The organism is Sphingomonas chlorellae, from assembly GCF_056485145.1.
This window is the reverse complement of sequence record NZ_JBQXXM010000002.1, coordinates 376,039-401,927: the sequence shown is the minus strand read 5'-3', so window position 1 is coordinate 401,927 and position 25,889 is coordinate 376,039. Positions and strand designations below refer to the sequence as shown.

At 66.2% G+C, this 25,889-nt stretch carries 16 protein-coding genes; 11 read left to right on the top strand and 5 right to left on the bottom strand.

Annotated elements, in window-relative coordinates:
• Positions 1-311 precede the first annotated feature (311 nt).
• The 3 genes from ACT3CF_RS08100 (at position 312) to ACT3CF_RS08090 (ending at position 5,280) form a co-directional block, all read left to right on the top strand.
• Positions 312-2,582, top strand: a complete 2,271-nt coding sequence (locus ACT3CF_RS08100) for a TonB-dependent receptor (RefSeq protein ID WP_478421741.1) — start codon at positions 312-314, stop codon at positions 2,580-2,582.
• 90 nt (positions 2,583-2,672) lie between these two features.
• Positions 2,673-4,259: an alkaline phosphatase D family protein gene (locus tag ACT3CF_RS08095; RefSeq protein ID WP_478421740.1), complete on the top strand. Its 1,587-nt coding sequence runs from the start codon at positions 2,673-2,675 to the stop codon at positions 4,257-4,259.
• A 112-nt stretch (positions 4,260-4,371) separates the two neighbouring features.
• Positions 4,372-5,280, top strand: coding sequence for an aldo/keto reductase (locus ACT3CF_RS08090; RefSeq protein WP_478421739.1), 909 nt, complete (start codon positions 4,372-4,374; stop codon positions 5,278-5,280).
• Positions 5,281-5,319: 39 nt separating this feature from the next.
• Here the strand turns inward: ACT3CF_RS08090 and ACT3CF_RS08085 are convergent, their stop codons facing one another.
• Genes ACT3CF_RS08085 through ACT3CF_RS08075 form a run of 3 tightly spaced genes read right to left on the bottom strand, consistent with a single transcriptional unit; the run spans position 5,320 to position 7,679 of the window.
• Positions 5,320-6,060, bottom strand: a complete 741-nt coding sequence (locus ACT3CF_RS08085) for a hypothetical protein (RefSeq protein WP_478421738.1) — start codon at positions 6,058-6,060, stop codon at positions 5,320-5,322.
• Between the two features lie 45 nt (positions 6,061-6,105).
• The gene (locus ACT3CF_RS08080; protein WP_478421737.1) at positions 6,106-6,552 is read right to left on the bottom strand and encodes an Lrp/AsnC family transcriptional regulator; all 447 of its coding nucleotides are present in this window, start codon (positions 6,550-6,552) and stop codon (positions 6,106-6,108) included.
• A complete protein-coding gene (locus ACT3CF_RS08075) occupies positions 6,549-7,679 on the bottom strand; it encodes a cyanophycinase (protein ID WP_478421736.1) in 1,131 nt (376 codons plus the stop codon). Before ACT3CF_RS08075 ends, ACT3CF_RS08080 begins: the two co-directional genes overlap by 4 nt.
• A gap of 131 nt (positions 7,680-7,810) precedes the next feature.
• Between ACT3CF_RS08075 and ACT3CF_RS08070 the strand changes: the two genes are divergently transcribed.
• The 3 genes from ACT3CF_RS08070 to ACT3CF_RS08060 all read left to right on the top strand — a co-directional run bounded on the left by ACT3CF_RS08070 (position 7,811) and on the right by ACT3CF_RS08060 (position 12,300).
• Positions 7,811-10,612 (top strand): TonB-dependent receptor domain-containing protein, encoded by a 2,802-nt coding sequence (locus ACT3CF_RS08070; protein ID WP_478421735.1) that lies wholly within the window; start codon positions 7,811-7,813, stop codon positions 10,610-10,612.
• Positions 10,612-11,961 (top strand): M20/M25/M40 family metallo-hydrolase, encoded by a 1,350-nt coding sequence (locus ACT3CF_RS08065; RefSeq protein WP_478421734.1) that lies wholly within the window; start codon positions 10,612-10,614, stop codon positions 11,959-11,961. The genes ACT3CF_RS08070 and ACT3CF_RS08065 overlap by 1 nt, the downstream gene beginning before the upstream one ends.
• Positions 11,962-12,105: 144 nt before the next feature.
• Positions 12,106-12,300 carry a hypothetical protein gene (locus ACT3CF_RS08060; protein ID WP_478421733.1) on the top strand — a complete coding sequence of 65 codons (195 nt, stop codon included), beginning with the start codon at positions 12,106-12,108 and terminating at the stop codon, positions 12,298-12,300.
• A gap of 318 nt (positions 12,301-12,618) precedes the next feature.
• Here ACT3CF_RS08060 and ACT3CF_RS08055 read toward each other — a convergent pair whose 3' ends face one another.
• Positions 12,619-13,689, bottom strand: coding sequence for an AraC family transcriptional regulator (locus ACT3CF_RS08055; RefSeq protein WP_478421732.1), 1,071 nt, complete (start codon positions 13,687-13,689; stop codon positions 12,619-12,621).
• 165 nt (positions 13,690-13,854) lie between these two features.
• Here ACT3CF_RS08055 and ACT3CF_RS08050 point away from each other — a divergent pair, with 165 nt between their 5' ends.
• The 4 genes from ACT3CF_RS08050 to ACT3CF_RS08035 all read left to right on the top strand — a co-directional run bounded on the left by ACT3CF_RS08050 (position 13,855) and on the right by ACT3CF_RS08035 (position 21,834).
• A complete protein-coding gene (locus tag ACT3CF_RS08050; protein ID WP_478421731.1) occupies positions 13,855-16,503 on the top strand; it encodes a TonB-dependent receptor plug domain-containing protein in 2,649 nt (882 codons plus the stop codon).
• Between the two features lie 96 nt (positions 16,504-16,599).
• On the top strand, positions 16,600-18,645 hold the full coding sequence (locus ACT3CF_RS08045) for an acetoacetate--CoA ligase (RefSeq protein WP_478421730.1): 2,046 nt from the start codon (positions 16,600-16,602) through the stop codon (positions 18,643-18,645).
• Between the two features lie 211 nt (positions 18,646-18,856).
• Positions 18,857-20,158 (top strand): spinster family MFS transporter, encoded by a 1,302-nt coding sequence (locus tag ACT3CF_RS08040; protein ID WP_478421729.1) that lies wholly within the window; start codon positions 18,857-18,859, stop codon positions 20,156-20,158.
• A gap of 41 nt (positions 20,159-20,199) precedes the next feature.
• Positions 20,200-21,834, top strand: a complete 1,635-nt coding sequence (locus ACT3CF_RS08035) for a tannase/feruloyl esterase family alpha/beta hydrolase (RefSeq protein ID WP_478421728.1) — start codon at positions 20,200-20,202, stop codon at positions 21,832-21,834.
• A 122-nt stretch (positions 21,835-21,956) separates the two neighbouring features.
• Here ACT3CF_RS08035 and rtcR read toward each other — a convergent pair whose 3' ends face one another.
• Positions 21,957-23,555, bottom strand: a complete 1,599-nt coding sequence (rtcR, locus tag ACT3CF_RS08030; protein WP_478421727.1) for an RNA repair transcriptional activator RtcR — start codon at positions 23,553-23,555, stop codon at positions 21,957-21,959.
• Positions 23,556-23,827: 272 nt separating this feature from the next.
• Between rtcR and ACT3CF_RS08025 the strand changes: the two genes are divergently transcribed.
• Positions 23,828-25,375: a vWA domain-containing protein gene (locus ACT3CF_RS08025; RefSeq protein WP_478421726.1), complete on the top strand. Its 1,548-nt coding sequence runs from the start codon at positions 23,828-23,830 to the stop codon at positions 25,373-25,375.
• Positions 25,376-25,889 lie beyond the last annotated feature (514 nt).

Below are 25,889 nucleotides of genomic sequence, written 5' to 3'. Positions count from 1 at the left end.
ATGTGACAAACTGACAAGCGCGCACCTCGCCGCCTGTCGCCGTTTCTTCGTCGTCTCGTCACGAAAACGAGACACCCGACCCGCATAGCGCGCGCCGACAATCAACGAAAAGGGGTCGCAGCGTCATGTCATGGGGCAAGCATCGCCGGCGCGACTAGCATCGCCATGCACGACGCGCCGTCGTCCGGCCGCGTCCTCCAAAAACAGATCCAGCAGGCGGTTCGACCAGACCTGCAGCCGTGCCCCGACGACGCGATGGGCCGTCGCCGGGAACGGGTCCGCATTGCCCATCGCGCCCGAAGGGGGAAAACATGACCATCTCGATCCGCCGCAGCCGCCATCTGCGACTGTCCATCGGCACCGCGCTCGGCGCACTGACGCTCGCCGCAGTGCCCGCCGCGGCACAACAGGCAGCCGATGCGCTCGCCGCAGATCAGCGGACCACGGCGGCACCACAGGATGGCGGTCTTGCGGAGATCGTCGTCACCGCGCAGCGCCGCCGCGAAACCGCCCAGGAAGTGCCGCTCGCCCTCACCGTGATCGGCGGCGACGAGCTCGCCAAGCGCAACATCTACAACGTCAACGACCTCGAAAACAACGTGCCGAGCCTGGAGGTCGACAGCCAGTTCGGCGGCGGCCAGCCCCAGTTTCGGCTGCGCGGCGTCGGGGGCACCGATTATGCGGCCAACAACACCAACACCGTCGGCATGTATCTCGACGAGGTCGCCTTTCCCTATGGCGTGACGACACAGAACGCACTGTTCGACGTGGCGCGGATCGAGGTGCTGCGCGGGCCGCAGGGAACGCTTTACGGCCGCAACACGACCGGCGGTGCGATCAACGTCATCACCAATGCGCCTACGCGCGATTTCGGTTTCGGCGCCGAGCTTTCCTATGGCAGCTTCAATGCATTCAGCGGCGAGGCCTATGTCAGCGGCCCGATCAGCAGCACGCTGAGCGCGCGCCTTGCCGTTTCTGCCGATCGCGGCGGGGCGTGGCAGCGCCATCGCGACACAGGGGCGGCGCTGGGTGACCGCGACCAGACCTCGGCCCGGCTGCGCCTGCGCTGGGAGCCCGATGCCGCGACCACGGTCGACCTGACCGCGCACTATACGCGCGACAAGTCGGACGGTCTCGGTCTCCAGCTGCTCAACGACTTCAAGACAGCGGGCGGCGTTTCCTACAAGGCCGATACCGACACGCGCACCACCGGATGGGGAATCAGCCCCTATTTCGCCCAGACGATCGGCGCGAGTGCCGACGCCAAGCCGTTCCGCAACAACGAGGGCAAGGGCGGAAGCCTGCGCGTCACGAGCGACCTGGGCGGCATCCAGCTCACCGGCATCTACGGCCATGAGGCGTTCACCCGCCGCGAGTTCAACGACTGGGACGGCACCGCATCGAACGAGGCCGGCACCTATTTCTTCAACGACATCGAGACCAATTCGGGCGAGTTGCGCCTCTCCTCGACGGGCGAGGGCCGCTTCCGCTGGCTCGGCGGGCTCTATCTGTCGCAGGAGGATGTGCGCGGTGGCTTCTATTCCGACTTCTCGGACTACCCGTCGCTCAGGAATTTCTGGAAGACGAGCTATGACCAGCACGTCACCTCGATCAGCATCTTCGGCAATGTCGAACAGGCGCTGAGCGACAGCCTCAAGCTCACGGTCGGCGGCCGCTATGAATATGAGCGCCGCCGCCTCGGCAGCTTCCGCAGCGAGGTGATCGCGCCGGCCTATCAGCTTCGCGCCCTCGCCAATCCCGAACTCGAGATGCGCGAATGGTCGGGCAAGGCGGCGCTCGACTGGGATTTCGCCCGCACCGCGCACGCCTATGCCAGCGTCGCGCGCGGCGTGAAGTCGGGCGGCTTCACCACCTATAACAGCGGCCTGCCGCAACAGCTCGACCCCTATAATCCCGAACGCCTCGTCGCGTACGAGGTCGGTATCAAGTCGGAGCTGTTCGACCACCGACTGCGGGTCAATGTCGCGGCCTTCTATTACGATTATCGCGACCAGCAGCTTCAGGGCGTGCTCTATACCGAGACCGCGCGCGTCGGCCGCATCCTCAACGTGCCCAAGTCGCATCTCTACGGCGCCGAGGCGGAAATCACCTGGGCTCCGTCGAAGCTGCTCACGATCAGCCAGTCGGTCGCGTACAAATATGGCGAGTATGACGAGTATATGGCCCAGTCGGGGGCAACGCTCGATCCGGCGACCGGCAAATATGTGAACATCCAGTACAAGGACAATTCGGGCATGCGCCTGCCGCTGCCCGACCTGGACTATAAGGGTTCGGTGGCGTTCCACCTGCCGGTCGGCGGCTGGATGATCGAACCCGAGATGAACTGGGCCTATCGCGCCGATCGCTACAGCACCTCGGCAGCCTCGGTGATCCCGTCCTACTGGCTCGCCAATGCCAACCTCGCGATCACGCCGGCGGCCGCGCCGATCCGGCTGACGATCTGGGCGCACAACCTGTTCGACGCCCGCGTCGAGGAAACGCGCAACCAGTTCATTTCGGCACGCACCGTATCGGTGCATCCGCCGCGCACGATCGGCGCGTCGATCGCCTATCACTACTGACGCAAGCGATCGTCACCACCTGGGGTGCGCTGCGGGTAACCGGACGCACCCCTCCCCTCCCCCTCCCCCGCATTCGTCGCCGAGGCACCGATGTCCGATCCCACCCAGTCTCTTCGCACTGCACCGCTCCCCCGACGCCGTTTCCTGGCGGGCGCCGCGCTCGCCGCGCCCGCGCTCCTCACCGCCGGTCGCGCGCTGGCTGCGACCGATCCCTTCGCGCTTGGCGTCGCGGCGGGCGAACCGCTCGCCGACGGCTTCGTCATCTGGACGCGGATCGCGCCCGATCCGCTCGCCGAGGACGGGCTCGGCGGCAACCACGACATCGTGCCCGTGGCCTGGGAAGTCGCCTTCGATCCCGCATTCCGCCGGATCGCCGCGCGCGGGACCGCCGCGGCCAGCCCCGAGCGCGCCTCGGCGGTGCATGTGGAGGTCGGCGGCCTCGCGCCCGACCGGCCCTATTGGTATCGCTTCACCGCGCTGGGCGTGCAAAGCCCGGTCGGGCGGGCCTGGACGGCACCCGCGCCGGGCGCCGACATTGCGCGGCTGCGCATGACCGCGGCAAGCTGCTCGCACTGGGAAATGGGCTGGTTCTCGGCCTATCGCCACATGGCAGCCGACGAAGAGAGCCGGCTGACGCTGTTCCTCGGCGACTATATCTACGAAGACAGCGCCTCACCCGAACGCCGCAAGCAGGCGGTGCGCGCCTATGGCATGGGCGAGGCGATGACGCTCGCCGACTATCGGCGGCGCTACGCGCTCCATCGCACCGATCCCGATCTGCGCGCGCTGCATGCGGCCAATGCGTGCGTCGCCACGTGGGACGACCATGAGGTTCAGAACGACTATTCGGGGATCTGGCCGCAGGATGCCGAGGTGAAGCCTGCCGCCTTTCTGAAACGGCGCGCGGCGGCCTATCGCGCCTTTTGCGAGAACATGCCCTTGCGCCTGCCCCAGGTGATGCGCGCCGATGGCAGCTTCCGCCTCAACCGCCGTTTCGACTGGGGTCGGCTGGCACGGTTCGACGTGCTCGACGGCCGCCAGTTCCGCTCGCCGCCAGCCTGTGTCGACGGGCTCGCCAGCCATCGCGGCCATATGGCGCCGGTCGGTTGCCCCGATCTCGACGATCCCTCGCGCACCTTTCTGGGCTTTGCACAGGAACGCTGGCTGTACGACGGCTGGGCGGCCAGCAGGGCGCGGTGGAACCTCGTCGTCCAGAACCTGCTCGTGGCGCCGCTGCGCGTCGACGCCCCCGATGGCGCGATGCTGTGGACCGATACGTGGAACGGCTTCGGCGCGGCGCGACGGCGGATGCTCGACGCGATGGTGGCAACGCGGCTGGCCAATCCGGTGACGCTGGCGGGCGACTATCACTCCTTCTGGCTCAACGATCTGCGACCCGATTTCGACCGGCCGAACACGCCGGCTGTCGCCGCCGAGGTCGTCGTGACCTCGATCACGTCGAACGGGCCGCCCGCGGAGGGCATCCAGGCCGCACTGTCGGGTAATCCGCACATCCGCTATTTTGACGCGGCGCATCGCGGCTATGTCGCGATCGATCTGACGCGCGACCGGATGGCGGCGCACTGCATGGCGATCAGCGACCGGGCGAACCCGCGCGCGGACGTGGCGGTGCTCCAGACGCGCGAGGTCGAGGCCGGCCGGCCCGGCTTTGCCTGATCGGCGAGAGTTCGGGAATCGGCCAGCGAACCGCGCAAGTCGCCACGCCTGCCCCCGCGGGCTGCGCCCCGCCCCTTGCCGCTGACCGGCGGCCGCGGTTAGCGTCGGTGCGATGTCGATCCTCGCCCCCTCGCCCGAACCGCGTCCGCTCGGCCGCAGCACGCTCGTCGTCAGCCCGATCGCCTGGGGAATGTGGCGCTTTGCCAGGCACGACGTCACCGAGGGCCGGCGGCGGATCGAGGCCGCGCTGGCCGCCGGGGTGACGCTGTTCGACACCGCCGATGTCTACGGCTTTGACGGCACGCGCGGCTTTGGCGAGGCCGAGGCGCTGCTGGGCCGTGTCCTGGCCGAGGCGCCGGCGCTCCGGGCACGGCTGGTGCTCGCGACCAAGGGCGGGGTGCGGCTGCCCGTGCCCTATGACGCAAGCGCCGATTATCTCGCCCGTGCGATCGACGCGTCGCTCGCGCGGCTCGGGGTGGAGCAGGTCGATCTCTACCAGATCCACCGCCCCGACCTGCTCACCCACCCGCACGAGACGGCCGCGGCGCTCGAAGCAGCCTATCGCGCCGGCAAGATCCGGGCGATCGGCGTCTCGAACTTCACGCCCGATCAGGCACGCGCGCTCGCACGGTTCCTGCCCGTGCCGATCGCCAGCCACCAACCCGAATTCTCGCCGCTCCACCTCGCCCCGCTCGTCGATGGGGTACTCGATCAGGCCATGGCCGAGGAAATGGCGGTGCTCGCCTGGTCGCCGCTCGCGGGCGGACGACTGGCCGAACCGAAGGACACGCGCGAACGCGCGGTCGCCGCGCTGCTCGATCGCCATGCCGAGGCGCATGGCGTCAGCCGGAGCGCCGCGGCCTATAGCTGGATCATGGTCCACCCCGCGCGCCCGATCCCGATCGCCGGCACGCAGAACCTCGCGCGCATCACCGCGCTCGCAGAGGTATGGAAGGTGCACTGGACCCGCGCCCAATGGTATGCCGTCCTTGCCGCATCGCGCGGCACGCCGCTTCCATAGAGGCGGCGCGTGCGCTGACGTCACGCGCCGCTTTCCCCCTCACCGGCCGATCGGCGGACGACCGAAAACGCTCGGATCGAAACGTGCCGGCAGCGGGCGTGCCGGGTCGGGCTCCGCCTGCACCGGCGCCGCCGCGGTCTGTTGCGGCTGAGCGGCCATGGTGAACGCCATCGGTTCGGCCAGATAGGCCTGAACGGGCGTCCCCGGCTCGATCCGTCCGCTGGTTCCATGGATGAGGAAGCCCAAACCCGAGACAAATGCCATCGTCGCGATCGACGCCAAGGTTCCGCTCTTGCCCTCGTCATAGGAGCGGCCGGTCAGGCGAACCGGGCCGGCGGGCGTTTCGGCATAGAGCAACTGTATTTCCAGTTTTCCCTTGCGCCCGAAATGACCGTTACGCTGAACCCGCGTCACCTCCGCCACCACCGGCGCCCCGATCGGAATGACGACCTGCCCGCGAAACGCGACGCTCTCGGCGACGTTGAGGTAAATGCGGTCGCCCGGCCGATTCTCCAGCGTCGAAATCTGCGTGCGCGTCGTCAGCAGCAACGGGGTGCCCATCGGCAGATAATAGCGCGACGCCGCGGTATTCGCTGACTGCGGCGCGGGCCAATAGACATAATTTTGCGCCTGCGCACTACCGATCGAGCCCGCGCAGATCAGCATCAGAGTCGAAATTTTCCAGAACATGAAGATTAATCCCCCTAATGATTCGCAGGGAATTGATATCTTCATTTCTTTAATGATCGTTTTATTCCAACAAGGCGAATAGCCGCCCAATTATCGTGAATATCTTATGAATAATGACCGCCCCCGGCTCTGCTCTCAGCGCTGCAACTTGGTCGCCAGGATCACCGAGGAAGTCGTGCGCTCGACGCCGTCGATTGCTCCGATCTGATCGAGCAGGTCGTTGAGCCGCCCCAGATCAGCCGCCTCGACCATCGCGATCAGGTCATGCGCGCCCGCAATCGCGTGCAGCGCCGTCACTTCGGGCATGGCGGCCAGCGCCTCCTGCGTCGCCTGCGTCGCGCGGGGGAACAGCTTGATCATCACATGCGCGCGGATCACGCGCCGGTCATGATCGTCGCCCAGCCGCACGGTATAGCCGGCGATGATCCCCTGCCGCTCCAGCCGCTCGATCGCGCTGTAGACCGTCGCGCGCGACACGCCGAGTGCGGCGGCAAGGTCCGAAACATGGCGTCGCGCATCGTCGCGCAGCAACGCCAGCAACTGCCGGTCGAGCGCTTCGGGCGCGCGCGCGGCGCCCGTCACCCGCCCGATCCGGCTAGGGCAAGCGCGGTGCCGGTCGGTCCCGGCGCGTCCTTGAGTACGCCGCGCTCGACACGCGCGGTGCCGGCAAAGGCCGGGCGCGTGACGCGCAGCGTGTTGAGGTCGAGCACGCTGTCCGGCCCGATGCCGGTGATGCGCAGGCCGTGCCAGTCGAGCGGCGTCGCCGCCGCCAGCCGCGGCGACGCAGCCGGCTGCACCAGCCAGGCAAAGCCGCCGTCAGGCGTGTGCAGCCGCGCGGTTCCGTCGGCCTCGACGCACAGCGCGCTGCCTTCGTCGACGCCCAGGCCGACCGCACGCGGATCGGTCGCCCGCGCCTTGGCGACGAAGGCGATCAGTCGGCCCAGCCGGTTGCGCGCGCTGAAATGCGTGTCGGTGACGATGTGCTTCATGCGCGGCAGGTCGAGAAAGCCCGATACCAGCGTCACCGCCGACCCGGCCGGATCGGCCAGCGCATGCGACGCATCGATGCTGCCGCCGTCCAGCGCACCATAGGCGGTGCCGCCCAGGATCGCGAGCCCGGCACTCGTTCCGCCCAGCGGACGCCCGCGGCGCACATGATCGTCGAGCGCGCGGGCGAGCGGCGTTCCCTGCCAGTAACGCACATAATTGGCCTGGTCGCCGCCCGCGATGAAAATGCCGTCGGCGCGCGCGAGCGCGGCGAGCACGCGCGGGTCGCTCGCCGCGGCGCGATCGTGAAAGACGAAGGTCTGGACCGAGGCGACGCCGCCCACTTGGTGATAGATTTCCTCGCCCGCCTCGTTCGCGCCCGACGCGCGCAGCACGACGATATGCCCATGACCGGCCTGGGCCGCGAACCAGCGGAACGCCGAATAGTCCCACTCGCCGCCGCCGACGAGCATCAGGCCCGGCCGGGTGCGCGCGGGGCGCCGGGCCGACAGGTCGCCGATGCTGTAATAGGCATAACCGGAAGTCGCGGCGGGTTCCTTGTCGGGCACCGCCCCGGCGACGGGCGCCGGCGATGCGGCGTCGCGCGGCCCGGCGAGCGCCGCGCCGCCCGCGATCGGAACCGCCGCCACCGCCATCATCGCGGTTCCGCCGGCTGCCAGCAGCCCAAACCGCGCGCCCATTCCCCGCAAGCGTGACTTCATGGCCATAGTTCCTTTCAAAACGTGCGATTCGACCCCGAATATTGCATTTTTGTTATTCCATTTCGCCAAGGATCAATATCATTATGTCGGCGGTGGCAAATAGGGGAAATCGGGTCGTGACGAATCGTGGGATGATGGCACTGGCGGGCGTCAGCCTGTGGGTGCTCGCGGGGGCGAGCCAGGCGCAGGCGCAGGATCAGAACGCAGGCGTTCCCGCCGCGGAGGCGCCGGCCCAGGCGGAAATCGTGGTGCTCGGCTCGCGCATCCCGCGCGTCCAGGCCGAAGGACCGGCGCCGGTGACGACGATCACGGCCAACGACATTCTGCGCAACGGCTATCAGAGCATCCCCGACGTCCTGCGCGGCATCTCGCAGAACGGCGGCGAGACACAGAGCCAGCAGAGCGCGTCGGGCGCATCCTTCACCCCTGGCGCGCAGCAGGTCGACCTGCGCGGGCTCGGTCCCAACCATACGCTGGTGCTGGTCAACGGTCGGCGGATCGCGGACTTCCCGCTTCCGTTCCAGGGCAACAGCAACTTCACCGACATTTCGAACATCCCCGTCGGGCTGATCGACAACCTTCAGGTGCTCAGCGGCAGCGCATCGGCCATCTACGGTTCGGACGCGATCGCGGGCGTCATCAACTTCCAGCTCAAGAACAAGCCCGACGGGACGCGGATCGACCTGCGTTATGGCAACACCGAGCATGGCGGCGGCGCCTCGTATCGGCTGACGGGGACCACCGGCTGGGAAACCGGCGGCTTCCACGGCGTTCTCGGGATCGAGCTGCTCAGCCAGCGTCCGCTCTGGCAGTATCAGCGCAGCCGCCAGGATTCGACTGCGGACAACCCCACCACGGCCACGCCTCTCGCGCGCCGCACCTTCCTGCGCACCGACGAATACACCGGCTATATCAACCCGGGCGCAAACACCTGCGCGACGCTTTCGGGCCTCAACGGCGGCACCGTCTACTATGCCAGCCGCCCGCGCTACGACACCATATCCGGGCCGGGCTATTTCTGCGGCAGCAACGAATCGGTCGCCTATGGCACGATGATTTCGGACCGCAAGTCGATGAGCGCCTATAGCGCGCTCGGCTATTCGCTCGGCGACAATGTCGAGTTGTTCACCGATCTTCAGTTCAGCTATTCCGAGCTCAAGCTGTTCCGCGATGTGCTGAGCTGGTATTATGTCGCGCCTGACGGCAATGAAGAGGGCACTTTCTTCAACCCGCGCCTGTCGCCCGACGCGACGGACAGCGGCCGCCAGCTCGACAACTGGACGCGCCAGTTCACGCCCGAGGAGATGGGCGGGCTCCAGAAGGGAATGACGCGCAACAACGCCGTCAGCTTCAGCATCACGCCCGGCATCAAGGGCAAGTTCGGCGATGGCCGCTGGTCCTACGAGGTCTCGTTCAACCATTCCGAATATCGCTCGAAGATCTTCTTTCCGAAGGTCGTGATCAGCAAGGCCAACGCCTTTTTCCTCGGCGCTCAGCAGGGTGTCGACGAGGACAGCGGCTATCCGATCTTCGACGCCGATCCCGCGCGGCTGTACAAGCCGCTGACGCCGTCGGAATTTGCGTCGATCACGGCGGATTCGATCTATCGACCCAAATCCTGGGTCAACAATGCCTCGGCGACGATCAGCACGACCGAGCTGTTCCGCCTGCCGGCCGGGCCGGTCGGCTTCGCGGCGGTCGTCGAGGGCGGCAACCAGGGCTTCAACCTGCGTCCCGATCCGCTGGCGCTCACCCATTATTATGTCGGTCTTGTCGATTCCGACGGCCGCGGTACGCGCGACCACTGGGCGGCGGGCGGCGAATTGCGCGTGCCGGTGTTCAAGTTCCTGCAACTGAGCGGCGCGGCGCGCTACGACCATTACGCCTTTGCAGACAGCCGCTTCGGCAAGCTGACCTGGAACCTGGGCGGCGAACTGCGGCCGAACGACACGCTGCTTCTCCGCGCCGCCTATGGCACCGGCTTCCGTGCGCCCGACCTCAACTATGTGTTCCGCGGCCCTGGCAACACCCACCCGTCCGCCACGGACTATTATCTCTGCCGTCAGACGGGCCAGACCGATCCGCTCAGCGACTGCGAATATGCCGATGAGGGGATCATCGCCTATCGCAACGGCAACCGGCGCCTGCGGCCCGAGACCTCGACCTCGTTCAATGCGGGCGCCGTGTGGCAGCCGCGCGCGTGGTTCGACATTTCCGCCGACTATTTCCGGGTGGCGATGAAGAATCAGGTGCTCGACATGGATCTCGACACCGTGCTGCGCGACGAGGCCAATTGCCGGCTGGGCACCACCAGCGCGGGCACGGCGGTCGACAAGAACTCGCCGACTTGCGTCGATGCGATCGCGCGCGTGAAACGCTATGTCGGCGGGGCGCTCGACGGAATGGTCCAGGGTGTCGCGATCGAACCGATCAACGTCGCCGAGGAAACGACCGACGGCATCGACCTCGCCGCGCATCTGCGCATCCGCACCGTCGCGATCGGCGATTTCACGCTCACCGGCGCCTGGACCTATGTGTTCAACCACACGACGCGCCAGTATCCGGGCGATCCCCAGATCAACAAGCTCGCCTATGACAGCAAATACGACATCCCGCGCGACAAGGGCATGCTTTCGCTGAGCTGGAAGCTCGATCGCCTCACCACGACGATTTCGGGCCAGCGGCTCGGCAAGCTGCCCAACTATGATCAGGACGCCTATATCAAGGCGAGCTACCTGTTCAATCTGTCGGCCCAGTATCGCATCAACGACCGGCTCCAGCTTTCGGGGACGATCAACAACCTGTTCGACCAGGCGCCGATCCGCGATCGCACCTATTCGAGCTATCCCTATTACGACATCTCGTGGTTCGACGGCGTCGGGCGCAGCTTCTATCTTCAGCTCAGCTACAAGATGGGCGGGAACCCGTTGTGATGCGGGCAACGCGTTGGAACCGGGTCGCGCGCGTCGCGGCGCCGCTGCTGATGGGCGCGCTCGCCGCCTTCGCCGCGACGGCCCATGCCGCACCGCGCGGCGAAAGGCTGTCGCCGGCCGAAGCGCGGATGGTGCGCAGCGTCGACGACGGCTTCGAAGGCTCGGTGGCGCTGCTCGAACGGCTGGTCAACCAGAACAGCGGCACGCTCAACCTGGCGGGCGTCGAAGCGGTCGGCCGGATGATGCGCGCCGAGCTCGAACCGCTGGGCTTTGCCGTCGAATGGAAGCCGATGACGCAGACGGGGCGGGCGGGCCACCTCATCGCCGTCCACCGCGGTCGTCCGGGTAGCAAGCGGATCCTGCTGATCGGCCATCTCGACACCGTGTTCGAGCCCGGCTCGCCGTTCCAGAAGTTCGTCCGTCGCGGCGACAAGGCCGAGGGGCCCGGGGTCGGCGACGACAAGGGCGGACTGGTGGTCATCCTGTCGGCGCTCCAGGCGATGCGCGCGGCGGGGACGCTCGGCGCGGCCAATATCGAAATCGTGCTCACCGGCGACGAAGAGGATGCCGGCACGCCGATCGCCACCGCACGTGCCGATCTGATTGCGGCCGGCCGCCGCGCCGACGTCGCGCTCGATTTCGAAGGGCTTGTGACCGAAGACGGCAAGGACATGGGGTCGATCGCGCGCCGGTCGGTCACCGACTGGACGCTCACGGCGACCGGACATACCGGCCACTCGTCGCTGATCTTCACGCCCGAACAGGGCGACGGTGCGGTGAACGAGCTGGCGCGCATCCTCGCGGCCTTCCGCACCGAACTCCCCGAACCCAATCTGACGTTCAACGCAGGCGTGATCGCGGGCGGCAGCACCGCGACGATCGACGACAGCGGTTCGGCGCGTGCGACGGGCAAGACCAACATCATCGCCGCCGTCGCGATCGCCAAGGGCGATTTCCGCACGCTCAGCAACGAGCAGACCGCGCGCGTCCGCGCCGCGATGGAACGCATCGTCGCCGCGCATGCCCCGGGCACCGATGCACGGATCGTGTTCGGCGAAGGCTATCCGGCAATGGCCCCGACGCCCGGCAATCAGGCGCTGCTCGCCGCACTCAACGGCGTCAATCGCGCGCTCGGGCTCGCCGAAATGGCGCCGCTCGATCCGCTCAAGCGCGGCGCCGGCGACATTTCGTTCGTCGCGGCCGACGTCGACAGTCTGGCGGGGCTCGGTACGCTCAGCACCGGCGACCATGCGCCCGGCGAGACGGTCGAGCTCACCAGCATCCGCCGCCAGGCCAAACGTGCGGCGATCCTCATCAGCCGGCTGAGCGCCGAGCCACGCACCCGCTGACCCCTCGACCCGTCCCGCGTCGCGGCCCGCACGGACCTGAACCAAAGTCCAATTGCATCGCACCCGCGATCGCGCGATGAATCGATGCTGGCGGGTCGCGCACAGAACATAAATGCGGGCGCCCAATGGGGAATGGGGGTCGTGATGGATGATCTGGAGGCATGGCGGCTCGCCGTGCAGGTCCGCGCCACATGGGGCGCGGCATCCGAATGCTATGTCGGCGAGCGACTGCGCAGCGCCCAGGCGCTGGCCGACACCGAGGCCGAGGCCCGGTGGCATGCCGTTGCCGCGGCGCTGGCGCAGCTTGCGAACGACGCCGCGACGCACGCGACCGACTGATCCCGACATCCGAATGTCGAGCCTTCCCCGCAAAGTGCGCTTTGCGGCAGGCAAGTGCAACTTGCTCGCTCATCCCCGACTGCATCGATAGGATTTGGATCGACCCGGTTCGTTCCCTTTCCGCGCCTTTCCGCCCCGCTGACGAGCGCGCAGCAGGCGGAGCCTCTCCTTGCCTTTGCGGGACCGCGCGGCCTTTCCCGACGCGGTCCCGTCCTTTCGGCAGACCGCCGAACCGCATTCTTTAGGCGGCTCGCCCAACCGCCCGCGAAGCGGCCGGACCGCCAGCGCGCATAATGCCGCCCGAACAGCTCCGCTCAGTTATTGGTTCGTACGAATCTCGGTGATGGTCTTGCCGGTCCACCGCCGGATCGCACGGCGCAGGTTGGCGCCGTCGCTGAATCCAACCTTCCAGGCTACATCGTCGACGCTCATGCGCGTCGTCTGCAGATATTCGATGGCCAGCTTGCGCCGGACATCATCGACGATTGCCCCATAGCTGGAGTCCTCGGCGGCAAGGCGGCGGCGCAGCGTGCGTTCCTGCAGGCCGAGCTGCCCCGCCACCGCCGTCATCGACGGAAACTGGCTCGGGGCGTTCAGCAGGATTTGGTACACTTCGCCCGACAGCCCGGAAGAGATGCGCGACTGTCCGATCAAGCGTTCGCACGTCTCTTCAAGCATCATCCGGGTCAGCCGATTCCCCAATTCGGGCGTCTGTTCGAGGATGCCGATCGGGTAATGGAGTTCGTTCGCGGCCTGTTCGTAGGCGCAGAGGCAGGAAAGCGCGCGCGCATCCTCGGCGGCCTGCCCGTCTTCGGACAGTGCGAACAGCACGCGCACGGGCAGGTTGTCGGCACCCGCGGTGTCACGGATATGCGTGAAGGTCATCTTCATCTGCTGTCGGACGAGAAAGTTGCGAACGTCGCTGCTCATCACGTCGCGATAGATCTCGTGGAACCGCCAGATCGCGACATCGCCGTCTGCCCGCCACTCCAGACGGACGGTCGGGGTCGCAAGCGGCTGATACCGAACAGCAAAGTCAAAAAAATCGCGCATCGTCGGCGAACACATGAGCGCATAGCCGTACATGCCGTAAGCCGAGAGGTGAAGGCGCGCGCCGATCGCGAACGCATCGGCAACCTCCGCCCCCGCCGCCACGATGTTCTCACAGGCAATCAGATACTGGCCGATCGAGGTCAGCGTATGGGGATCGCGTACCTCGTCCAACGTCAGTCCGGTGCGATCCAGCACCGTTTCGGGAGTCATGCCCCGGTCGGCGACCGTATCGATTACGGTCGCGATCTTGAACGGCGCGAAGATGCGCTGGTTCAGCGATGGAAAGCCCGCCCTCCCGCTCGGTGTTGCGCGTCCTCCCGCGTCGTCGATCGGCATCGCTGTCCCCGTCGCGGACTCATCGCACCGTCTGTCCGCCAAAGACACGGTGATGTCCGTTCATGCGCTTACGCGAAGGTCTGTCAGACCATAAGCAAGGTATCAAGCCGGCAAAGCCCGGCAGCGGCAACGTCCGCAGCCAAAAAATAGGGGAGAGGAAAAATCATGGCGATCAAGGCCATCCATATGCGGCCGCGTGTGCGCCTAATGTGCAGGTCCGCGCTCACCACAGCGATGCTGAGCGTACCCATGATCGCACACGCGCAAATCGTGGATACCAACCGACAACGCGAAGACAGCGGCACCGCGTCGGAACCGGAAATCGTGGTGACCGGCACCAGCATCCGCGGCGTCCCTCCGACCGGATCGGGGCTGATCAGTGTGACTCGTGAGGATGCAAAGCTGATCGGCGCCGCAAGCACCGCCGAACTGCTTGCAACCGTGCCACAACTCAACAGCTTCAATACCGCACCCCGTGTAAGCAACGGGGGGCTGGGCTCCTTCGCGCCCGGTTTGCGCGGTCTTCCCAGTGCCGCCACCTTGCCCTTGATGAATGGCCATCGCCTGATTTCGGGCAGCACCCAACAGACCAATCCGGATTATCCGCTGATCCCCGAACTGGCCGTCGAACGTGTGGAGATCGTCGCCGACGGCGCGTCTGCAATCTACGGTTCGGACGCGGTCGCCGGCGTGGTCAACTTCATCACCCGCAAGCGCATGTCGGGCATCGAGGCGAACATCCGCTATGGGATGGCGGACGATTATCATGCGTTCAACACCGGCACCATCGTCGGCAAGGACTGGGGCGGCGGTTCGGTCGTCGTTGCCTATCAATATCAGGAAAACAACAACATCACCGGCGCAGATCGCCGCTATCGCACGCTCGATTTCCGCGCGGTCGGCGGCGTCGATACGCGCGCGACGGTCTGTCCCGACGCCAACGTCAACCTTTTTGCGGGAACGATCTATGCCGCGCCCAATCTGGCGCCGGGACTCAATACGTGCGACCCGCGCGGGCCGGTCGACCTCCTGCCGCAGAACCGAACGCACAGTGCGCTGGTTTCGGGGCGGCAGAAATTGTCGAACAGCATCACCTTTTGGGCCGATGTGCTTTATTCGGATCGCCGGGACGTCGTACAGGCGGCATTGCCTGGACAGACATTCGTCCTCATCACCGCCGCAAACCCGTTTTTCCGGGCGCCGCCAGGCACGGGATCGGCGTTCGGATATTTCGACTTCCGGCCGGACAGGCTCGTCGGTTCCGATCATTTCGACCAGACTTTCCGGGTGCGCAGCGGCAATGCGACCGCGGGGCTGGACTTCAACCTTCCAGGCGATTTCCAGGCGAGCGTTTTCGGCAGCTACAACTGGTCGCGCAACGATACCTTCCAGCCCGGCATCAACACCACGGCGCTTACCGCCGCGGCGGCCGGCACCACGGCGCAGACCGCGCTCGACCCCTTCGGATATGCGACCAGCCCTGCGGTCGTCGCGGCAATCCTCGACAATCCGACCACCTTCACCAATCACCAGCGTACCCGTATCGGCGCATTCAAGGTCGACGGCCCGCTGGCAAAGCTCCCGGGAGGCGCGCTCAAGATCGCGGTCGGCGCCGAATATCGACGCGAAACCTACTCCCAACGGGGCCAGAGCGGCGGCGCCGGTTTTCCTGAAGACCTCGGACGCACGATAGAATCCGTTTACGGCGAGCTGTTCGTGCCGATCTTCGGCAACGGCAATGCCGCGCCGATGGCGCGCAGCCTCACGCTGTCGCTGTCGGGCCGCTACGACCACTACAGCGACTTCGGCTCCACCAGTAATCCGAAGATCGGCATTACATGGGAACCGGTCGAGGGCGTGAACTTCCGCGGCAGCTACGGGCGGTCCTTCCGGGCGCCTGGTCTACGTGACCTCGGTTCGACCGTCGGCTCCTATTACGCTGCCGCCGCGCTGGTGGACGCCTTCGGCGCCCGTGATCCATCGCGAGGTACGGCGCAGGTGAACACCATCCTGCTCTATGGCGGCAATCAGGCGCTCGAACCGGAAACCGCACGGACCTGGTCATTCGGGGTCGATCTGCGCCCACGGTTCGCGCCCAACCTGATTGCAAGCGCCACCTTCTATGACATCAGATACGACAATGTGATCGGCACGCCGTCTGGACTGGGCGCGATCCTGTTCAGCGACCCGACCTTTGCCGCGCGCGTCATCCGCAATCCAACGGCAGGCCAGCTCAGCGCAGCGATTACCGATACCGTGCCGTTCTACTACACATTTTCCGCCGTGCCCGTGATCGGCAACATACTGGACCTGCGCCAAGGCAATTTCGGCGTGCGCCAGACCAACGGGATCGACTTCGACGTGCAATACCGCCGGACCACCGGGTTCGGCGCCGTGTTCGGCGGAATCGCGGGCAACTACATCCTGAACTACAGCAACCGGCTGTCCCCGACCTCGCCGGACAGCAACTCGCTGGAAGCCGGCATCCCGCGAGCCACCTTGCGGACGACGCTCGGTTTCACCGCAGGCCCTGTGACGTTCGTGAACTTCGTCAATCACCGCACCGGCGTCACTGCACCCTTTGCAACTCCCACCGGGTCCAGCCTCTATTCGAGCAAGGGCTACACCACGGTCGATCTGCGTCTGTCGGTGCAGTTGCCGGCTCTTGGCCTTGCGAGGGGAGCGGAACTCGGACTGCAAGTCAACGACCTTCTTGACGCCACCCCGCCCTTCTTTCCCGGCACCGACGGGATCGGCGGCGCCTTCAATCCGATCGGGCGTTACGCAGCGATGAGCCTGCGAACGTCCTTCTGAACGACCGGCAAGGGCACTGCCTCGGGACGGGTCCGGGCCCCTGCTGCCCTTCGATCGCCGTCCATCCCCAGAACACGAGACGAGGTTCACGATCCGATGACCCCGCCAAGGACCAACACCGGCGTTGTGCCCCCTGTTCCCCAGATCCGTCTCTACATGGATTGGCTGAAGGAGACGCACGGCCACGATTTTGCCACTTACGAAGATCTACGCCGGTGGTCTGTCGAGGATCTGGACGGATTCTGGCGCAGCATCTGGGCCTATGACGGCATCGAATCGCCGACGCCGTTCGACGCCGTGCTCAGCGGTGAGGAGATGCCCGGCGCCCGCTGGTTCGAAGGGGCGCACGTCAATTATGTGCGGCACCTGTTCCGGCACATGGCGGCGGCCGATGCGGCGGGTCAGCCGGCGGTCATCGCAAGCGACGAGCGCGGCAGCAGGATCACGCTCAGCTGGATGGAGTTGCGGCGGCAGACGGCTTCGCTCGCGCTGGAACTTCGTGCCCACGGCGTCGCGCCGGGAGACCGGGTCGCCGCGTACTTGCCGAATATCCCGGCAGCGGTCGTGGGCCTGCTCGCCTGTGCCAGCGTGGGTGCGATCTGGACGCTATGTTCGCCCGACATGGGCATCAACGCCGTGCTCGACCGCTGGCGACAAACCACGCCCAAGGCGCTGATCGCCGTCGATGGCGTCTTCTACGCCGGCAAGGCCATCGACCGAAGCGCCGCGCTCACCGAAATCCGGAAACAGTTGCCGTGCATCCAGACATTGTTCGTGGTGCCGAGCGGGTGCAGCACGGGCGTGGTGCCCGGTGCCGCTGACTTCACGGTTGCTACGGCCCGCCGCGACGCGGCGGTCGCGGCGTTCGAACCGATGTGGCTGCCCTTCGATCATCCGCTCTGGATTCTCTACTCCAGCGGCACCACCGGGCTGCCCAAGGCAATCGTTCACGGACACGGCGGCGTCATACTCGCGGCCGCCGCCGGGCGGATGCACTTCGAGCTGGGGCCAAGCTATGCGCCCAACACTCTCGGCGACCGCTTCCATTGGTACAGCGCCAGTGGCTGGGTCATGTGGAACATCCAGGTGGGCGGTCTGCTCAGCGGTACGACCATTTGTCTGTTCGACGGTTCGCCCAGCGGCACCAAGGCCAGGCCCGACTGGACCGCCCTGTGGGATTTCGCCGCGCGCAATGGCGTCACCTGGTTCGGTGCGGGGGCAGCGTTCTTCGCGAATTGCCGCAAAGCGGGCGTCGAGCTCGATCGGATCCCCGGCCTCGAGCAGATTCGCGCGCTCGGCAGCACCGGATCGCCGCTGGCGCCCGACGTCCAGCGCTGGGGGAGCGCACAGTTCGCCGCTGTCGGTCGCCCCGACATCTGGTGGTGCAACGTCAGCGGCGGGACGGAGATCGCGGCTGCCTTCATGGCGGGCAACCCAGAACTCCCCGCCACACCCGGCCGACTGCAATGTCGTCATCTGGGTGCTGCGATCGAGGCGTGGGATGAACAGGGGCGACCGATCATCGGCCAGGTGGGCGAGCTGGTGTGCACCCGCCCCTTCCCCAGCATGCCGCTCTACTTCTGGGGCGATGCGGGTGACAGGCGGTACCATGACTCCTACTTCAACGAATGGCCGGGCGTCTGGCGGCACGGCGACTGGCTGACGATCGATGCAGACGGCAGCTGCACCATCTCTGGCCGCAGCGATGCGACGATCAACCGGCACGGTGTGCGGATGGGCACGGCCGAGATCTACGCCGCGATCGAGCAGCTACCCCAAGTCGCCGATACGATGATCATCGATGTCGAAGGCAAGGATGGCGACAGCGAACTCATCCTGTTCATCGTCCCGGCGGCGGATACGCGCGTCGACGGATCGCTGGAAGCGGCGATCGCCGTGGCCATTCGCACCGGCCTGTCGCCACGCTTCGTACCCGATCGACTGATCGCCGCCCCAGGCATTCCGCGGACCTTTTCCGGCAAGAAGCAGGAACTGCCGGTCAAGCGGCTGTTCGCCGGATGGCCGGTCGACAAGGTCGTCAGCGTCGATGCGACGGCAACGCCCGAACTGCTGCCCTGGTACATCGAGCAAGCGCAACGCTGGCGGCGATCCGCCGATCGGCGGGACGGAGACATCGCGTGAAGACGGGCGACGGAAATCGCACGCGTCACCCCATCAGCCCATTCGCGACGTCGCATGTCGCGACAACATCACTGCGCCTGCGGGGTTCAGTAGATTTTGACCATGCACATGGCGAGCGGCTCCGCCCCGGCTGGGGCTCCGATCGCCGGAAAGGGCACGACGTGGAGAGGAACAATAACATGGTTCAAGCCAAAGCGCCGGGGCATCGCCCATGAGCGGAACCGCAACGCCAGATGCCGGCCACAAGGTTACGCCGGGAGCACACATCACGCTCGCCATGCTGTGTTTCGTCTATGTTCTCAATTTCCTCGACCGCCAGCTGATCTCGATACTCGCCAAGCCGTTGCAGGACGCACTGAAGATCTCGGACGGAGAGCTCGGTCTGCTCACCGGGTTTTACTTCGCCCTCTTCTATTGCTTCATCGCGATCCCGATCGGCTGGCTCGCCGATCGCACCAGCCGGGTAAAGGTCCTTTCTGCTGCGTGCGCGGTCTGGAGTGCCGCAACGGCGGCATGTGGCATGGCCGGCAGCTACGGCCAACTGGTCGTCGCGCGCATGATGGTCGGGGTCGGTGAGGCAGGCGGCGTGCCGCCCTCCTACGCGATCATCTCGGATACGTTCGCGCGCGAGCGGCGGACGACCGCGATGGCGATCTTCAACCTCGGGCCGCCGATCGGGTCGGCACTGGGCGTCGCGTTCGGAGCGTCGCTCGCAGCCGCATCCAACTGGCGCATTCCCTTCTATGCGATCGGCGCGATCGGGGTGGTCACGGCGCTGGCCGTGTATCGCATCGTCCGCGAGCCCAATCGTGGCGAAACCGACATTCTGTCCGAAACGCGTTCTGCCAAAGTGGTGCCTGAGGGCTTCGCCACGACGGTCGCCCGGTTTTTTTGCAATCCGTTGCTGCTGATGGCAGCGCTGGCGAGCGGCGCGGGCAATTTCATTACCTATGGCCTGCTCAACTTCACCGTCCTGTTCCTGATGCGTGAAAAGGGAATGGCCCTTGGTGACGTTGCGGTCTGGTACGCGCTCGTCGTCGGGATTGGCATGAGCGCAGGCATCTATGCATCGGGGCGCATCGTCGACCGGTTCGCACGCCACAGCAAGACCGCCTATGCCACCGTACCCGCGGCGTCCTTGGTACTGGCGTTACCCTTTTTCCTCGGCTTTGCATGGGCGCCGACTTGGGAATTGGCGCTGTTGTTCCTGACGGTACCGATGTTCCTCAATTCCTTTTTCCTCTCGGCAACGGTTACCTTCGTTCAGAGCGAAGTGGCGCCGGAACGCCGCGTCGTCTCCGGAGCATTGCTGCTGCTCGTCATGAATTTCATCGGGCTCGGCCTCGGCCCCACCTATGTCGGCAAGGCCAGCGACTTCTTCCGCCCGCTCTACGGCGAACATGCCCTTCAGGCGGCCTATTATGCGCTGGCGCCGATGTATCTGATTGCCGCCCTGTTGTTCCTGTGGCTCGCCCGGCTGATCCGGAATGTCCCCCCGAGCCCCTCCGCATGAGCATGGCTGCCCCACCAAATCCGACATCGCTGGAGATGATCATGAAGCACAAGCACTGGGCGCTCGTCGCGGCCACCGCAATCGGATGGGCACTCCCCGGCACGGCGTTGGCGCAGACACCAGGGCCGGGCGCGGACATCGCCGCTCGCTGCGCGGGGCTCCGCGAGGTGAAGCTGCGCGACACGACCGTCGTCAGCGCAACGCTCGTTCCTGCCCGGCCGGTCGGAACGACCGCCGCTGGCGACGTTCCAGGCTATCCGGCCTTTTGCCGGGTGGTTGCACGCATACGCTCGGCGCCCGGCTCGGACGTCGGAGTGGAACTATGGCTTCCGGCGCAAGGCTGGACCGGCGTCTTTCATGGTAATGGCAGCGGCGGCTTTGCCGGCACCTTCGCGCTTGGCTATTCGGGAATGGTCGAGGGCCTGCGCCGAGGCTTTGCCACCGCGACCACCGATGCGGGAACCGCACCCGCAACGCCGCTCGACGGCGACGCGCTGATCGCTCAGCCGCGCAAATGGCACGACTGGGGCAGGCTTTCGACCCATGCCATGACGACGGCCGGCAAGGCGCTCACCAGGGCCTTTTACGGCAAGGCTGCGCGGCGCGCCTATTACACCGGGTGCTCGACGGGCGGCCAGATGGGCCTGATCGAGGCGCTTTACTATCCCGACGATTATGACGGCATCCTGGTCGGTGCGCCGGTCATCAACCGGACCTGGGGCCACGCCGCGGTGCTCTGGAACTATGCGGCCGCGAACGGCACGCCCGGGCGCCTGCTTTCGGACGCAAAGCTCAAGCTGCTCAACAACGCCGCCATCGCAAGCTGTTGGCGACAGGGCCATGGTCTTGCGGGGGATCCGTTTATCTCGGACCCCATGCGCTGCAGGTTCGATCCGCAAATTCTTCAATGCAGTGGCACGGCATCGGACAACTGCCTTACCGAGGGCGAAATCACGACTGCACGCGCCTTCTATTCCGGACCGATCGGCCGCGACGGCAAGCCAAGCTATTTCGGCTGGCTGCCGGGCAGCGAAATGCCCGACGCATTCGGTTGGTCCTTTCTGCAACGACCCGTCAACGGCCAGCCGCCCTTCGGCAGCCTTTTCAAGTGGGTGTTCGGCGCCGACTGGAACTGGAAAGGATTCGATTTCGATCGCGACATGGCGATCGTCGATGCGCGTCTGGGCGAGGCCGTCAACGATGCGACACGCGGCAGCCTTGCCGCCTTTGCCGCGCGCGGCGGCAAGCTGATCGTGTTTCACGGGCTTGCCGACACGCTCGTTCCGCCGGGCCAGTCGGTCGCCTTCTTCGACCGCAATGCCGCACAAATGGGCGGCCCGACGGCGCTTGCAGAGAGTGCCCGCCTTTTTCTGGCACCCGGCATGATGCACTGTGGCGGCGGCACCGGCCCCGACGCATTCAATGCCACGCTGGGCATCCCGCCCCGCCCGCCATCGGATGACGCACAGCACGACCTGTTCTCGGCGCTGATCGCCTGGACCGACCGCGGCACGGCGCCCGGCCAGGTCATTGCAACCCGCTTCTCCGGCGAAGACAGCGGCAGGATCACGATGCAGCGCCCGCTCTGCCCCTATCCCCAACAGGCGGCGTATCGCGGCATCGGATCAACCGCCGCGGCGAGCAGCTTCGAGTGCCGGATACCGGCCGACAAGTGACACGGCCGCCCACCACCCTCCCCCGTCAACCTCGAGGGGCAGCGGCAAATACGCATGTCGATTCAACGGCCTCGCCACGCCGTTCGACGGTTGAACCGGCCGCGCGCACCGACCCTCAACCGTCAAGAAACGGAAAGTGACGCCCAATCCAGTCCGAACCGCGCCAGATACTTGCGCAGCCGATCGGCATCATTGGCCGACGATCTGCGTGCGCGGGATGCGGCGAACAAGGTCCGCCCAGCTTCCGATAAAGAACGACTGCGACGACAGGTCTGGATCACCGCCGCAAGCTGTACCCGGTCAAACGGGTCGATCTCCACCAGCACATCGGGCGCCAGCAACGCCGACAGCAGGTCGTTATCGCCCTGCCGCTGACCCGACCACAGTCGCCGGAGTCGCCGTACTTCGGCGTCGACACATGCAGCGTCGATCCGCCCTTTGGGGCTTAGCGTCGCCATTCGGGTTACGCTCGCGGCAAGGTCGCGGAAGTTGCCTTGCCAGAACGCGTCGGAACCCGTCGCGAACGCAAGATAGCGCTGGCGAGCTTCCCTGTTGAAACTGACCCGATTGCCTTCGCGTTCGGCGTGACGATCGAGTTCATAGTCGAGATTGGGCTCGATATCCTCGCGCCGCTCGGCGAGCCCCGGCAACTGGAACGTCCACAGGTTAAGCCGCGCATAGAGGTCATCGCGAAAGCTGCCCGCTACCACCGCTTCACCAAGGTTGCGGTTGGTGCCGACGATCAACTGGAAGTCGGAGGCGACGTCCTTGTCGGAGCCGACGGGAAGGAAGCGCTTGTCCTCAATCGCGCGCAGGATCATCGCTTGTTCGTCGGCCCCAAGCTCCCCGATCTCGTCGAGGAACAGCATGCCCCTGTCGGCGGTGCGCAGCAGCCCCGGTCGGTCCGCCACCGCGCCCGTGAACGCGCCCTTGCGGTGCCCGAACAGCGCCGACATCGCGCCATCGCCCTTCAATGTCGCGCAGTTCACCTCGACGAACGGACCCGCGATCTGGTGCTTCAGCCGCTTCAGCTCATAGATGCGCCGCGCCAGCTGGCTCTTGCCCGCGCCGGTGGGGCCCGTGAGCAGGATCGGCGCCTTCGAGCGCGACGCTACCTGCTCGATTTCGTCGATCATTCGGTTGAAGGCGGGGTTGCGCGTCTCGATCCCCGACTTGAGGAAAGAGGTGCTTTCCTGCGCGGCGACTGCGAAGCGCGTGGCGATGCTGTCGTAGCGCGACAGGTCGAGATCGATCGTCGTCCAGCGCCCAGGCGCGCCGCCATCCTCGGCGCGCTTGGCGGGCTGGGTCTGGAGCAGGCGCGCCGGCAGATACCGCGCCTCGGTGAGCAGGAAGAGGCAGATCTGCGCGACATGCGTGCCGGTGGTGATGTGGACCAGATAGTCCTCAGCCTCAGGATCGAACGGCTCGGCGCGCGCGAAGTCGAGCAGCTTGCCGTACACCTCCTCGAAATCCCAGGCGTCGCGGAAATCGAGCACGCGCAGGTCCACCCGCGTCTCGGGCGAGACGGACACCACGTCTTCCGCGACATAGTCCGCGAGCCGGCGATGCTGCGATCCGTGGATCAGGATCAGCCGGTCGATCCGCAGATCCTCGTGCATGGCGAGCGCAACGGTGGGGCGCCACTTGCTCCAGCGGGAGGGGCCGAATTTGCTCGCATCGAGGGTGGAGCCGAGGAAGCCGATAACGGTGAGCGGTTTCATGCTTATCCTATAGGATAAAATACGATCCCACGCGATCTTATTTTATCGCAGTTGCCTCGACATGAAATATCCCGAACATGGCACTGGCCACGTAAAAAGATCAATTATCTGAACGAGATGTGAGATTTTCGCGGCCTCGGCATCACAACTTGGCACGCCTTCTGCATAGTAGCTGACATCGGATCGGGCACTTCCTGGATCCGGTGGCGCGGAAGAACGGGGCGGCCGGAATGGGCCGGCCGCCCCCGGATCCGCAGGAAGGATACAAGGCAATGGCAAACAAGGGACTTTTCGCCTCGGCGATCGCGAAGCTGCTTCCGGCGGCCGATACGCGCAACCATGCGGGCGCCCCGGCCTATGCCTATGGCCCGCAGGCGAAGCTCGCTCAGCTGGCCGTTACCGGCACGCTCAGCGAAACCTTCTACGCAACCGCCGAGGCGCAGCTTTCGGACGTGATCGCCGCTGCCCAGGCGTGCGAACCGGCGTTCGTCGCCAAGGCGGCGGTCTATGCCCGCCGTTCGGGGACGATGAAGGACATGCCGGCGCTGCTCGCGGCGTATCTCACCGTGGCCGATCCGGACCTGGCGGTGCGCGTCTTCGGGCGGGTGATCGACACCGGCCGGATGCTGCGCACCTATGTCCAGATCCTGCGCTCGGGCCAGGTCGGGCGCACGTCGCTCGGCTCGCGGCCCAAGCGGCTGGTGCAGGGCTGGCTGGAACGCGCCTCGATCCGCGACCTGATGGCCGCGGCGACGGGTCGCGATCCCAGCCTGGCGGACATCGTCAAGATGGTCCACCCCAAGCCGGCCGATGCCGAACGGCGCGCCTTCTATGGCTGGCTGATCGGCAAGCCCTATGACGTGGCGGCGCTGCCGGTTGAGATCGCCGCGTTCGAGGCGTGGAAGGCGGATCGTTCGCGGCCGCTGCCGCCGGTGCCGTTCGAATGGCTGACCGCCTTCGATCTGTCGGCCGAACAATGGGGCGAACTGGCCGGTTCGATGGGCTGGCAGGCGCTGCGGATGAACCTCAACACGCTGGCGCGCAAGGGCGCGTTCGACGTGGAAGGGTTGACGGGGCGGGTGGCAGAACGGCTGCGCGATCCCGCCGCGGTGGCCCGTGCCAAGCCGATGCCGTATCAGCTCCAGATGGCGCTGGCGGCGGCGGACGAGACCGTGCCGCTCACCGTCCAGGCCGCATTGGAGGATGCGCTCGAACAGTCGCTGGCCCGCGTGCCGGCGATTGCGGGCCGGGTGATCGTCTGCCCCGACGTGTCGGGGTCGATGTCCTCGCCGGCCACGGGTTATCGTTCGGGCGCGTCGTCCAAGGTGCGCTGCATCGATGTCGCGGCGCTGATCGCGGCGGCGATGCTGCGCACCAATCGCGATGCTCGGGTGCTGCCGTTCGAAGGGCGGGTGGTCGACCTCAAGCTCGATCCCAAGGCGCGCGTCGCGGTGAATGCCGCGAAGCTCGCCGCAGTGGGCGGGGGCGGCACCAGCGTTTCGGCACCGCTTGCGCTGCTGAACCGGACGAGCAGCAAGGCCGATCTCGTCGTGATCGTCTCGGACAACGAGTCCTGGGTCGATACGGCGCGCCGGGGAGCCACCGCGACTTTGGCGGAATGGGAGGCGCTCAAGCGGCGCTGCCCGGCGGCCAAGCTCGTCTGCGTCGACATCGCGCCGTACGGCACGACCCAGGCGCAGAGCCGGGCGGACATCCTCAACGTCGGGGGCTTCTCCGACGCGGTGTTCGACGTGATCGCACGCTTCGCCGCCGGCGAAACGCGCGACTGGGTGGGCATCGTCGAGGCGGTGGAGGTGTAACGAACAGGGTCGTGGCGAATGCTGGCGGGACTACATGTCTCCAAAGAGGCCCGACGCGTAAAGCGCCCGCGCAAGCGGGAGATGCGGGTTCGAATCCCGCCGCAGACACGTAGCTTAAGGGCCGCGTCTCGCCGCTCTCGTCGCCACGGCCGGAACCGAACAATCTGGCGAATGCCGGGAAGGACTACATGTTAATGCGAATGTCGCGGGTTCGAATCCCGCCCGTGCCGAAAGGCGCGGTAGCTCAGCGGTAGAGCATCGTCCCTTCGGGGGGGCTTTTCCAATCCTCGTCGCCAAACCGACAACATGCTGGCGAATGCCGGTGGGACTACATCCAGGACCTTGCGATGCCGGTTCGAACCCGGCCGGGCCGTCTCGGCCCGTAGCTCAAGCGGATAGAGCACAAGGCACGTCTCACCACCCCTGGTCGCCAGCACCCGATTTCCGGCGAATGCCGCGTTGGACTACATCCTGTCACGATGCCTCTTCGGAGGGCCGTCTTTCGCAGAATTCG

Bases quoted from the DNA above. Each gene is read 5' to 3' on its own strand.
- ACT3CF_RS08100 (WP_478421741.1), top strand. From the start codon at position 312: ATGACCATCTCGATCCGCCGCAGCCGCCATCTGCGACTGTCCATCGGC.
- ACT3CF_RS08095 (WP_478421740.1), top strand. From the start codon at position 2,673: ATGTCCGATCCCACCCAGTCTCTTCGCACTGCACCGCTCCCCCGACGC.
- ACT3CF_RS08090 (WP_478421739.1), top strand. From the start codon at position 4,372: ATGTCGATCCTCGCCCCCTCGCCCGAACCGCGTCCGCTCGGCCGCAGC.
- ACT3CF_RS08075 (WP_478421736.1), bottom strand. From the start codon at position 7,679: ATGAAGTCACGCTTGCGGGGAATGGGCGCGCGGTTTGGGCTGCTGGCA.
- ACT3CF_RS08070 (WP_478421735.1), top strand. From the start codon at position 7,811: ATGATGGCACTGGCGGGCGTCAGCCTGTGGGTGCTCGCGGGGGCGAGC.
- ACT3CF_RS08065 (WP_478421734.1), top strand. From the start codon at position 10,612: ATGCGGGCAACGCGTTGGAACCGGGTCGCGCGCGTCGCGGCGCCGCTG.
- ACT3CF_RS08060 (WP_478421733.1), top strand. From the start codon at position 12,106: ATGGATGATCTGGAGGCATGGCGGCTCGCCGTGCAGGTCCGCGCCACA.
- ACT3CF_RS08055 (WP_478421732.1), bottom strand. From the start codon at position 13,689: ATGCCGATCGACGACGCGGGAGGACGCGCAACACCGAGCGGGAGGGCG.
- ACT3CF_RS08050 (WP_478421731.1), top strand. From the start codon at position 13,855: ATGGCGATCAAGGCCATCCATATGCGGCCGCGTGTGCGCCTAATGTGC.
- ACT3CF_RS08045 (WP_478421730.1), top strand. From the start codon at position 16,600: ATGACCCCGCCAAGGACCAACACCGGCGTTGTGCCCCCTGTTCCCCAG.
- ACT3CF_RS08040 (WP_478421729.1), top strand. From the start codon at position 18,857: ATGAGCGGAACCGCAACGCCAGATGCCGGCCACAAGGTTACGCCGGGA.
- ACT3CF_RS08035 (WP_478421728.1), top strand. From the start codon at position 20,200: ATGAAGCACAAGCACTGGGCGCTCGTCGCGGCCACCGCAATCGGATGG.
- rtcR (WP_478421727.1), bottom strand. From the start codon at position 23,555: ATGAAACCGCTCACCGTTATCGGCTTCCTCGGCTCCACCCTCGATGCG.
- ACT3CF_RS08025 (WP_478421726.1), top strand. From the start codon at position 23,828: ATGGCAAACAAGGGACTTTTCGCCTCGGCGATCGCGAAGCTGCTTCCG.